At 72.2% G+C, this 10,145-nt stretch carries 10 protein-coding genes; 4 read left to right on the top strand and 6 right to left on the bottom strand.

Annotation, left to right across the window (positions count from 1 at the left end; translation table 11 throughout):
* Window positions 1-61 precede the first annotated feature (61 nt).
* From AB0J68_RS18035 to AB0J68_RS18025, 3 genes are read right to left on the bottom strand one after another with little or no spacing between them, the layout of a single operon-like run.
* On the bottom strand, window positions 62-946 hold the full coding sequence (locus AB0J68_RS18035; RefSeq protein ID WP_355063711.1) for an ABC transporter permease: 885 nt from the start codon (window positions 944-946) through the stop codon (window positions 62-64).
* On the bottom strand, window positions 936-1,715 hold the full coding sequence (locus AB0J68_RS18030) for an ABC transporter ATP-binding protein (RefSeq protein WP_354861525.1): 780 nt from the start codon (window positions 1,713-1,715) through the stop codon (window positions 936-938). The genes AB0J68_RS18035 and AB0J68_RS18030 overlap by 11 nt, the downstream gene beginning before the upstream one ends.
* Window positions 1,712-2,776 carry an ABC transporter substrate-binding protein gene (locus tag AB0J68_RS18025; protein WP_363939479.1) on the bottom strand — a complete coding sequence of 355 codons (1,065 nt, stop codon included), beginning with the start codon at window positions 2,774-2,776 and terminating at the stop codon, window positions 1,712-1,714. The genes AB0J68_RS18030 and AB0J68_RS18025 overlap by 4 nt, the downstream gene beginning before the upstream one ends.
* 308 nt (window positions 2,777-3,084) lie before the next feature.
* Here AB0J68_RS18025 and AB0J68_RS18020 point away from each other — a divergent pair, with 308 nt between their 5' ends.
* Genes AB0J68_RS18020 through nudC form a run of 3 tightly spaced genes read left to right on the top strand, consistent with a single transcriptional unit; the run spans window position 3,085 to window position 6,744 of the window.
* Complete coding sequence (locus tag AB0J68_RS18020; RefSeq protein ID WP_363939478.1) at window positions 3,085-4,395, top strand: pitrilysin family protein; 1,311 nt, start codon at window positions 3,085-3,087, stop codon at window positions 4,393-4,395.
* Window positions 4,392-5,735 carry a pitrilysin family protein gene (locus AB0J68_RS18015; RefSeq protein WP_354861530.1) on the top strand — a complete coding sequence of 448 codons (1,344 nt, stop codon included), beginning with the start codon at window positions 4,392-4,394 and terminating at the stop codon, window positions 5,733-5,735. Before AB0J68_RS18020 ends, AB0J68_RS18015 begins: the two co-directional genes overlap by 4 nt.
* Before the next feature lie 49 nt (window positions 5,736-5,784).
* Window positions 5,785-6,744 (top strand): NAD(+) diphosphatase, encoded by a 960-nt coding sequence (gene nudC / locus AB0J68_RS18010; RefSeq protein WP_355063705.1) that lies wholly within the window; start codon window positions 5,785-5,787, stop codon window positions 6,742-6,744.
* 124 nt (window positions 6,745-6,868) lie between these two features.
* Here nudC and AB0J68_RS18005 read toward each other — a convergent pair whose 3' ends face one another.
* From AB0J68_RS18005 to AB0J68_RS17995, 3 genes are all read right to left on the bottom strand, one after another.
* Window positions 6,869-7,144 (bottom strand): hypothetical protein, encoded by a 276-nt coding sequence (locus AB0J68_RS18005; RefSeq protein WP_363939476.1) that lies wholly within the window; start codon window positions 7,142-7,144, stop codon window positions 6,869-6,871.
* A 214-nt stretch (window positions 7,145-7,358) separates the two neighbouring features.
* A complete protein-coding gene (locus AB0J68_RS18000) occupies window positions 7,359-7,598 on the bottom strand; it encodes a DUF397 domain-containing protein (protein ID WP_354861535.1) in 240 nt (79 codons plus the stop codon).
* Between the two features lie 74 nt (window positions 7,599-7,672).
* A complete protein-coding gene (locus AB0J68_RS17995) occupies window positions 7,673-8,653 on the bottom strand; it encodes a helix-turn-helix transcriptional regulator (RefSeq protein ID WP_354861536.1) in 981 nt (326 codons plus the stop codon).
* 215 nt (window positions 8,654-8,868) lie between these two features.
* Here AB0J68_RS17995 and AB0J68_RS17990 point away from each other — a divergent pair.
* A partial coding sequence (locus AB0J68_RS17990; protein WP_363939474.1) for an MFS transporter occupies window positions 8,869-10,145 on the top strand: 1,277 nt, incomplete at its 3' end.

The following is a 10,145-nucleotide window of genomic DNA, read 5'->3' as shown; positions in this document are numbered from 1 at the left end:
GGCGGCGGTGACGGCGAGCATCGCCCGGAGCGCGTAGTCGCTGCGCGCGGAGACGTACACGTCACTGACCAGCCTGGTCCAGTACGCCCCAGCGACGGCGGATCGCCTTGTCGGCCGCGCCGAACGCCGCGTCCACGGCCAGGCCCAGCACCAGGATGACGATCATCGTGGAGAGCAGCCACGGCGCGTCGGACAGCTCCCGCGAGTAGGTGAGCTGGGCACCCAGCGAGGTCTGCGAGATGCCGACGACGATCAGCTCGCCGGCCATCAGACTCCGCCAGGAGAACGCCCAACCCTGCTTGAGGCCCGCGACGATCGCCGGCAGGGCGGCCGGCGCGATCACGTACCGGTAGAGGTTGAGCCCCCGCGCGCCCAGGTTGCGACCGGCGCGCAGCAGCAGCGGTGGCACGTAGTCCACACCGGAGATCACCCCGTTGGCGATGGACGGCGCGGCGCCGAGCACCACCACGAAGAAGATCGCCTTCTCGCTCAGCTCGAACAGCAGGATGGCCAGCGGGAACCAGGCGATCGACGGCATGGTCTGCAACGCGGTGATCATCGAGCCGATGGCGGCCCGCAGCACCGTGGAGCGGGCCACCGCCAGGCCCAGCAGCAGGCCGACCGCGACCGAGAAGACATAGCCGACGGCGGCCCGCCGCAGCGTGGTGGCCAGGCCCTCCCAGAGCTGCGGACCCTGGGCCTGGGTCACCAGCTCGCGACCGACGACCAGCGGGCCGGGCAGGGAGTACGGCGGCTTCCAGCCCGACCAGACCACCACCTGCCAGGCCACGATGACGATGGCCAGCGCGGCCAGCTTGGGCCAGGTGGCCGCCCAGAGCCGGGTGCCGCGGGACACCTCCTTATCCCGACCGGCGATCTCCAGCGCGTCCAGGCCGGAGATCTCCGCGTCGCTGCGCGCCGTGCTGGTGAGGGTGTCACTGGCCATGGCGGCCCACCTCCGTACGGAGGCGTTCGGTGACCTCGGCGGCGATCGCAGCGACCTCGGGCGAGTCGATCCGCCGTGGCCGTGGGATGTCCACCTCGGTGGAGTAGATGATCCGGCCGGGGCGGCTGGAGAGCAGGATGATCCGGTCGGCCAGCCGGGCGGCCTCGCGGACGTTGTGCGTGACGAAGAGCACCGAGAGCCGGCGCTCGGACCAGATCCGTTCCAGCTCGTCGTGCAGGATGTCGCGGGTCATGGCGTCCAGCGCGCCGAACGGCTCGTCCATCAGCAGCACCGGCGTGTCCAGGGCCAGCGTGCGGGCCAGCGCGACCCGCTGCCGCATCCCGCCGGACAGCTCGTGTGGCCGCTTGCGACCAAACTCGGCCAGGTGCACCGTGCGCAGCAGGTCGGCCACCCGCTCGCGGCGTTCGGCGCGGGGCAGTCCGCGCAGCTTCAGCGGCACCTCGACGTTGGCGTCGACCGTCAGCCAGGGAAAGAGCGCCGGCTCCTGGAACATCAGCCCCGGATTGGCGCCGCCGGCGATGCCGATCTGCCCGCCGCTGGGCCGGTCCAGGCCGGCGACCAGGTTGAGCAGGGTGCTCTTGCCGCAGCCGGACGCGCCGACGAGGCAGACGAACTCGCCCGGCGCCACGTCCAGGGAGACCCCGTCCAGGGCCAGTACGGCGCTCGACCCGCGTCCGTACACCTTGGTCACGCCGGAGAGCGCGACCGCGGTGGTCGCGCTCTGCGGCGTCGTCGTGGTCGACGTCATGGCTGGACGACCTCGGGCTTGCCCTGCGCCTTGAGCGCCTTGTTGAGGTACGTGAGGTCGTACAGGCCCTTGAGGTCCACCGGATCGGTCAGCTTGACCTCGACGGCGTGGTCGAGCCCGGCCTTGAGCGAGGTGGGGATCGGGTCGTTGGTGAACTCCAACGTCGGCCACGCCTGCTTGATCAGCTTGAGGTCCAGCGGCTTGCCGGTGATCTTGCCGATGGCGTCGGAGATGGCCTGCTGGGCCTCGTCCGGCTTGGTGTTGACGAACTCGTTCGCGGCCACCTGGCCGTCGACCAGCTTCTGCACCACGTCCGGGTGTGCCTTGAGGAACTTCGTGCTGACCAGCAGGTTGGTGATGACGAACTTCTTGTCCGGCCACAGGTCGCGCTCGTCGACGAGCACCTTGCCGCCGGCGTTGACCAGCCGGGAGACGAACGGCTCGGGCACCCAGGCGGCGTCGATCGCGCCGCTGTTGAAGGTCTCCACCGTCTGGGCGTTCTCCTGCGGCACGATCTTGACGTCGCCGCCACCCTCCTTGGTGGTGGTCAGCCCCTGCTGCTTGAGCCAGTAGCGGACCGCCACGTCCTGGGTGTTGCCGAGCTGCGGGGTGGCGACCTTCTTGCCCTTGAGGTCCTGCGGGCCGTTGATGCCCGGCTTGACCACAAGCGCCACGCCTCCGGAGGCGGCGCCGGAGACGACCCGGACGGCCTCGCCCTTGGACTTGGAGAACGCGTTCACGGTGGGGTTCGGGCCGATGTAGGTCGCGTCCAGCGCGCCGGAGAAGACGGCCTCGATGGCGGCCGGGCCGGCGTTGAAGGTCTTCGGTTCGAGCTTGACGTCGGCACCGAGCTTCTCGGCGAAGATGCCCTTCTCCACGCCGACGACGGCCGGCGCGTGGGTGATGTTGGGGAAGTAGCCGAGCCGCAGGGTCACCGGGCCGGAACTGTCTCCCGTGCCCTCGCTGTCGTCGCCGCACGCGGCGGTGCTGCCCAGGGTCGCCGCGCCGAGGGCGGCGAGGGTGGTCAGGGTGACCAACCGGCGCAGGGGGAGCCGTCTCATCGTCCATCCAATCCGCAGTATTCCTACTTAGTTGGTAGGAAGAGTGGGTCAGGCCGGGGTCAGCGTCAAGACCCATCCACATGCCGGGAAGGGGCGTCTCAGTTATGTCGGTATTTCCTACCGTCTTGCTAGGCCAATCGCGCGACACGGATTGTCGTACGTCGACGGGTTCGTCCGCTCCGGCTGGTCGCGCCGCGGGGAGGCCGAGCGGGTCGGCGCCGAGGTCCCGCCCCGGCTGGCCAACCCGGTGGCGGTGGCTCCGTGGAGGTCGCCGGTGGCGGGGATGCCGACGCGCTAGGGTCGATCCCGTGGCGGCGCGGAGATCCAGAATTCCAGCGACGAAGTATCCGGTCGAGCGGTTCACCCTCGACAACGGCCTGCGGGTGGTCCTGACCCCCGATCGCAGTGCCCCGGTGATCGGGGTGGCGGTGGTCTACGACGTCGGCATCCGCTCCGAGCCGGAGGGGCGTACGGGCTTCGCCCACCTCTTCGAGCACCTGATGTTCCAGGGCTCGGAGAACCTGGAGAAACTGGCCCACTTCCGGCACGTGCAGGGTGCCGGCGGCACGTTCAACGGCTCCACCCACCTGGACTACACCGACTACTTCGAGACGCTGCCGAGCAACGCGCTGGAGCGCGCGCTGTTCCTGGAGGCGGACCGGATGCGCGGGCCCCGGCTGACCGAGGAGAACCTGCGCAACCAGGTCGACGTGGTCAAGGAGGAGATCCGGGTCAACGTGCTCAGCCGGCCGTACGGCGGCTTTCCCTGGCTGACCCTGCCCCCGGTCATGTTCGACACGTTCCCGAACGCGCACGACGGCTACGGCTCGTTCGACGACCTGGAGTCGGCCACCGTCGCCGACGCCGCCGACTTCTTCCGCCGCTACTACGCCAGCGGCAACGCGGTGCTCGCCGTCAGCGGCGACATCGACGTGGCCGAGGCGACCGAGCTGGTCACCCGGCACTTCGGCGACGTCCCGTCCCGTCCCGCGCCGCGGCGGCCCGACTTCACCGAGCCCGACCTGACCGCCGAGCGACGCAGCTCGTACACCGACGCCCTGGCGCCGTTGCCGGCGGTGGCCGGCGCGTGGCGGGTGCCCGACCCGGTCGGCGACTTCGCCAACTACCTGCCGTACGTGGTGCTGGCCGAGGTGCTCACCGACGGCGACGCGTCCCGGCTGGTCGAACGACTGGTCCAGCGCGACCGCACGGTGACCAGCCTCGGCGGCTACCTCGGCTTCATGGGCGACCCGTTCGACGTCCGCGACCCCACCGCGCTGCTGCTCCAGGCGCACCTGCCACCGGGCGGCGACGTGGACAAGGTGCTGCGCACCGTCGACGAGGAACTGGACCGGCTGGCCACCGACGGGCTGACCGACGGCGAGCTGGCCCGCACCCAGGCCCGGATGGCCACCCACCTGCTGCGCGACACCGACGCGGTGCTCGGCCGGGCGCTGCGGATGGCGGTCCTGGAACAGCAACGCGGCGAGCCGGGCCTGCTCAACGACCTGCCCCGACTGGTCGGCGACGTCACCGAGGAGCAGGTCCGGGCCGCCGCGGCCACCCTGCGCCCGGAGCGCCGCGCCGCGGTCGAGGTCATCCCCGGAGGTGCCCGATGACCACCACCGCCACCGCCGGGCCGCGTACGCTGCCCCCGCTCGGCCCCACCCGCAAGCTCAAGGTGCCCAAGCAGGCCGAGCGCACGCTGCGCAACGGGCTCACCGTGATCGCCGTACGCCGGCCGGCGGTGCCCCTGGTCGAGCTGCGGCTCTGGGTACCGTTCGGCCGCGCCCACCTCGCGCGCGGCGCGATGCTCTCGCAGACCATGCTCTCCGGCACCGAGTCGATGACCAGCGTGCAGTTGGCCGCCGAGCTGCAGAAGGTGGGCGGCGGGCTGTCCGCGGGCGTCGACCCGGACCGGCTGATGCTCTCCGGCGCCGGCCTGGTCACCGGCCTGGACCGGATGCTGGAGCTGCTGGCCGAGGTGCTGACCGGCGCCAGCTACCCCAGCGACGAGGTGGCCGCCGAGCGGGACCGGCTGATCGACCGGATCCAGGTTGCCCAGAGCCAGCCGGCGCACCTGGCCCGGGAGGCGCTGCTGAAGCGGATCTACGGGCGACACCCGTACGCCACGCAGACCCCGGAGCCGGGCCAGATCCGTGCCGTCCGACCGGCGGCCCTGCGCAGCCTGCACGCCGAGCGGGTGCACCCCGCCGGGGCGCAGCTGGTGGTGGTCGGCGACGTGCAGCCGGAGAAGGCCCTGGACGCGGCCGAGCGGGCGCTCGGTGGGTGGGCCGGCGCCGGGCGTACGGCCACCCTGCCGGCCACCCCGCCGCTGGAGCCAGGGCCGCTGCTGCTTGTCGACCGACCCGGCTCGGTGCAGTCCTCGCTGCGGGTCGCGCTGCCCGCCGTGCCGCGCACCGACCCCGACCACGCGCCGCTGCAACTGGCCAACCTGATCTTCGGGGGCTACTTCTCGTCCCGCTGGGTGGAGAACATCCGCGAGGACAAGGGCTACACGTACGGCCCGCACTCGGTGATCGAGCACTCGGTGGCCGGGTCGGTTCTGGTCGCCGGCGCCGAGGTGGCCACCGAGGTCACCGGCCCGGCGCTGCTGGAGACCACGTACGAGCTGGGCCGGCTGGCGTCGCTGCCGCCGAAGCCGGAGGAGCTGGAGCAGGCCCGCCAGTACGCCCTGGGCACCCTCCAGCTCGGCATGTCCACCCAGGCCGGTCTGGCCGCGCTGACCAGCGCGTACGCCGGGAACGGGCTGCGGCTGGAGTTCCTCGCGGAGTACGCGGCCCGCCTGGCGCAGGCGACCGTCGACGACGTGGCGCGTGCTGCCGCCCACTACCTCGCGCCCGCCCGGGCGGCGGTGGTCGTGCTCGGCGACGCCGAACGGATCACCCCCGGGCTGGCCGCGCTGACGCCGGTCCACACCGAACCGGTGCAGCCATGAGGCACCGCCACGGCCCGGTCCGGGTGTCCGCCAGCGGCGGAGCGTTGACGTGAGCGGGGAGACGGCGCCGCCGCTCGCGCGGTCCACCCTGGATCGCGCCGCGCATCGGCGGGGCGACGCGCAGTGGCTGACCGAGGCGTGGCTGCGCGGCCGGATCCTGCTGCTCGACTCGACCAACGACGGGCGGACGCTCGCCCGTACCGACGTGTCGCCCCCCGCGCTGGTGCTGTTCGGCGCGGCCGACGTGCCGGCCGGCGCCGAGTCGACGGCGATGTTCCTCGGTGTCGAGCCGGACGGGGTGCCGGTCTTCGCGCTCGACACGCCGCTGCCGACGGTGCCGGGCACCCGGGCGGTCAACCTGCGGGAGGTGGGCCACCTGCTCGGGGATCGGGAGGCCGGCATCTTCACCACGGCGCTCGCGCTGCTCAACTGGCACACCCGGCACGGCTACTCGACGGCGACCGGCGCGCCGACCGTGATGGACGAGGCCGGCTGGTCTCGGGTGGATCGCAACGGTGCGCGGATCTGGCCGCGTACCGACCCGGCGATGATCGTGCTGGTGCACGACGGCGTCGACGGTCCCGAGGGGCGCTGCCTGCTCGGCAACAACGCCGGCTGGCCGGGCACGCCGGGTGGTCGGCGCTACTCCTGCCTGGCCGGATACGTCGAGCCGGGGGAGTCCGCGGAGGCCGCCGTGCTGCGCGAGGTCCGCGAGGAGGTGGGCATCTCCGTCGAGCGGATCAGGTACGTCGGCAGCCAGGCCTGGCCGTTCCCGGGCTCGCTGATGCTGGGCTTCCTGGCCACCGCCGACCCGGCGGATCCGGTGCAGGTCGACCCGTCCGAGATCGCGTACGCCAGGTGGTTCAGCCGCGAGGAGATCGGGGCCGCGTGTGCGGGAAGGGCCGTGGACGTGGGGGACGGGGCTCGGCTGATCCTGCCGCCGCCGTCGTCGATCGCGTTGTTCCTCATCCATCGCTGGCTGGACGGCTGGGTGGACGCCGACCACTGAGCACGGTCCCGGCCCGTGGCCGCCGTTGCCGCGGCGGTCACGGGCCGGGAACACGGGCCGTCGTGGTCGGTGGGAGCGATGGACGCGGCGGGGGAGCCGAGCCGACCACGACGGACGTCTGGGGTCAGGTGCCGGTGCGGCCGGGTCTGCGCCGGAAGACGGGCAGCGGCTCGCCGAGTGGCAGGACCTTGACCCGTTGCTTGCCGGCTCGCACCGCGCCGACCGTCGACAGGGCCCGGGCCAGCAGCAACGCGGCGTCCCGGTCCTCGGCGTGCACGGTCTGCCGGCGCGGTTCCGGCGTGGTCGTCTCGTCGCGGAGGCGGTGGCCGTCCGCCCAGGCGGCGGCGATGTCCCCGTCGGCGACGGTGCGGATGTCGGTGCGAACGATCAGGAACCGCATAAGGGTCTCCGGATGAACCGCGACGAATGAGCCAGTGTGGAAGTTCCACGTTCTCGTGGGTCATGTTACGCCCCGTGTTCGTCCCAGCAAGTGAAACGCGCCTATTGTTTCCGAGCCTCGTCCGATCGGCGGATGCCTGGTCAGCGGGGTTGCCGCCGAACATGGCGACGGGGCCGCCGGCACCATGCCAACGGCCCCGCCCCGGTCAGGAGGATCAGTTCAGGTCGAACTGGCCCGTCTTCGCCCCGGCGATGAAGCCGAGCCACCCGGCCCGGTTGAACAGCAGCACCGGGCCGCCCCGGTCCTTGCTGTCGCGGAGCGCGACAGCCGACGGGCCGGTGCCCAGGGGGGCGACCTCCACGCAGTTGGAGGTCTGGCTGCGGGTGCTGGTACGCCACGGGGCGTCCGCCAACGAGCTGGCGGAGACGGACGGCGTGTTGTGGATGTCGTTCATGGCTCTGCTCCTGATGTGAACCGATCCGATGGGACGAGTGGTGCCGCACGCCCCGACGGAGGGTCCCCCGTGGATCACCGATCCGTCAGTCGCCCCGAGGCCCGGCGGCGTTGGGTCGGCGCCGTTGCCGGCCCGAACGCCACTGTGGATGGGGGCGTCGCCCCGGTCAGCCGTCCCGTCGCCTCGATCAGCCAGGAGAGGGTGTCCGAGGCGTCTAGTGCCGCCGTGCATAGCCACTCGAACACCACTTTATAGCGATTTAGCGTGATTGCCTCGGTCGACATGACGTCGGTGAACCCCCCTTCGATGGCCAATGTCTCCGGATCGAGCGGATCGGCGAACCGATAGAGGGAGAAGGCGGTCGGCGGAAGGTACCAATCGCCGATCTGGGTGTCCCGCAGAAGCAGGTGCAGAGTCACGTTGGGCAGCAGGGCAAGCTCGCACAGCTGGTGCAGCTGCTCGTGCAGCACCTCGGGCGGGCCGGCCCGGCGGCCGAGGGCCGCCTCCTCCAGCACTGCGGTGTAGCTCGGCGCGTGCGGCTCGCGGGTCAGCAGCAACTGGCGGGCCAACCGGGCCTGCACCTCGGTCTCCGGCTCGTCGGTCGGCTCCGGTTCGCCGGCGCCCTCGCTCACCTGGCGGGCCGAGACGATCCGGACCTTCGCGTACCCGGCGGTCTGCAGCAGACCCGGCACCAGAACCGGGTTGTACTCGGAGATCTCCGCGCAGCCCGCCTCCAGCTCGGCCCAACTGCGCTGCTGCTGCGTCATCACCGGAAAGTTCTTCAACCAGCCGCGCATGTCGCCGGCCTCACCGGCGATCGCGAGCAACTCCTCGCGCGACGCGGTGTCGGCCCCGTAGAGGTCGAGCAGAACGCCGACATCCTGCGGGTCCGGTCGGCTGCGGCCGTTCTCCATGCGGGACAGTTTGGACGCGGACGCCCAACCGATCCGTTCGATAACCTGGTCACCGGTGAGGCCCGCGGCTTCGCGCAGGCTGCGCAGTTCGATGCCCAACCGTCGGCGACGCATGATCGGGCTGGGTGCGGCAGGAGGCACAGTGTCCTCTTTCCCGTCGACCGCCGCAGACGCGACGGTAACTGTATGAAATTCGCCCCCCACGGTCAGTATGGACGGCGCGACCGGCGTCGGAGGTTCCGGCGGGGGCGTGTCTTGTCGAAAAATGGACCACGGATACGCCGGACGACGACGGACCCCGGGTCCCAGCCCCGTCGACCGCCCAGCCGGGCACGCCATCCCGCCGGAGGGAACCCATGCGCACCGTCCTGCGCCGACCCGACTTCCGCCTGCTGTTCGGCGGCCTGCTGGCCAGCATGACCGCCGAGTCGATCCTGCTGCTCGCGCTCGCCATCTGGGTCAAGGACCTGACCGGCTCCAACGGGCTCGCCGGCGGCATCATCTTCGCCGTCATCGCCCCGATGACGTTGGCGCCGCTGGTCGGTTGGTTCGTCGACCGGTACCCGCGCCGGCCCTTCTTCGTGACCGCGAACGTGGTCACCGCGCTGCTGCTCGCTCCGTTGTTCACCGTCCGCGACGCGGGCGACGTCTGGCTCGTCTACCTGGTGGCGGCCCTCTACGGCCTGTCGTCCATCACGCTCGGCGCGGCGCTCAGCGGGTTGATCCGGCAGTTGGTGCCGGTGGAGCTGCTCGCGGAGGCGAACGGCGTGCTGCAGACCGTACGCCAGGGGCTGCGGCTGGTCGGCCCGCTGGCCGGCGCGGCGCTCTACGCGGCGCTCGGCGGGTGGGCGCTGGCCGGGATCGGCATGGTCGGCTTCGTGACCGCGGCCGCGGTGGTGACCGCGGTGCCGAGCCCGGTGCTGACGCCGCCGACCGTGCGGCTGCGGTGGCCCGCCGAGCTGGGCGCCGGCCTGCGGCATCTGACCGGTGAGCCGGCGCTGCGCCGGGCCCTGCTCGGCTACGGGCTCGGATCGCTGGTGATGGGTTTCAGCGAATCGCTCATCTTCGCCTACGTCGACCAGGGGTTGGATCGGGACGCCGCCTTCGTGGGCGTGCTGGTCATGGTGCAGGGCGTCGGCGGGCTGTTCGGTGGGCTCTGCTCACCGGCGCTGGTCCGCCGACTCGGTGAGATCGGCACGCTGGCCGCCGGGGTGGCCTTCTTCTCGCCGGCCGCGCTCGCGCTCGCCTACCCCGATCTGCGGCTCGGGATCGTGGCGGTGCTGCTGGCCGGCGTCTCGCTGCCGTTGACGATGGTGGGCCTGCACACGCTGATCCAGCGACGTACGCCGCCCGGGCTGGTCGGACGGGTCGCGGCGGCCACCCAGGCGCTGGTCAGCGGCCCGCAGGCGCTCTCCATCGGCGCCGGTGCCCTGCTGGTCGGCGTCCTGGACTACCGGGCTTTGTTCCTGCTGGTCGGGGTGGCCACGCTGGCCGCCGGCGTCTACCTCTGGCGGGGCCGGCACCTGAGCGCGCCGGCCGGCGGCCGTGGGCCCACACCGCCGGGCCCGCCCCCCCCCCCCCCCCCCCCCCCCCCCCCCCCCCCCCCCCCCCCCCCCCGCGCCCCCCCCCCCCC

The sequence above is a fragment of the Micromonospora sp. NPDC049580 genome (assembly GCF_040675595.1).
GTDB lineage: Bacteria > Actinomycetota > Actinomycetes > Mycobacteriales > Micromonosporaceae > Micromonospora.
This window is presented reverse-complemented; position numbering and strand designations above follow the sequence as displayed.

Bases quoted from the DNA above. Each gene is read 5' to 3' on its own strand.
- AB0J68_RS18030 (WP_354861525.1), bottom strand. From the start codon at position 1,715: ATGACGTCGACCACGACGACGCCGCAGAGCGCGACCACCGCGGTCGCG.
- AB0J68_RS18000 (WP_354861535.1), bottom strand. From the start codon at position 7,598: ATGAACGACATCCACAACACGCCGTCCGTCTCCGCCAGCTCGTTGGCG.
- AB0J68_RS18025 (WP_363939479.1), bottom strand. From the start codon at position 2,776: ATGAGACGGCTCCCCCTGCGCCGGTTGGTCACCCTGACCACCCTCGCC.
- AB0J68_RS18005 (WP_363939476.1), bottom strand. From the start codon at position 7,144: ATGCGGTTCCTGATCGTTCGCACCGACATCCGCACCGTCGCCGACGGG.
- AB0J68_RS18015 (WP_354861530.1), top strand. From the start codon at position 4,392: ATGACCACCACCGCCACCGCCGGGCCGCGTACGCTGCCCCCGCTCGGC.
- AB0J68_RS18035 (WP_355063711.1), bottom strand. From the start codon at position 946: ATGGCCAGTGACACCCTCACCAGCACGGCGCGCAGCGACGCGGAGATC.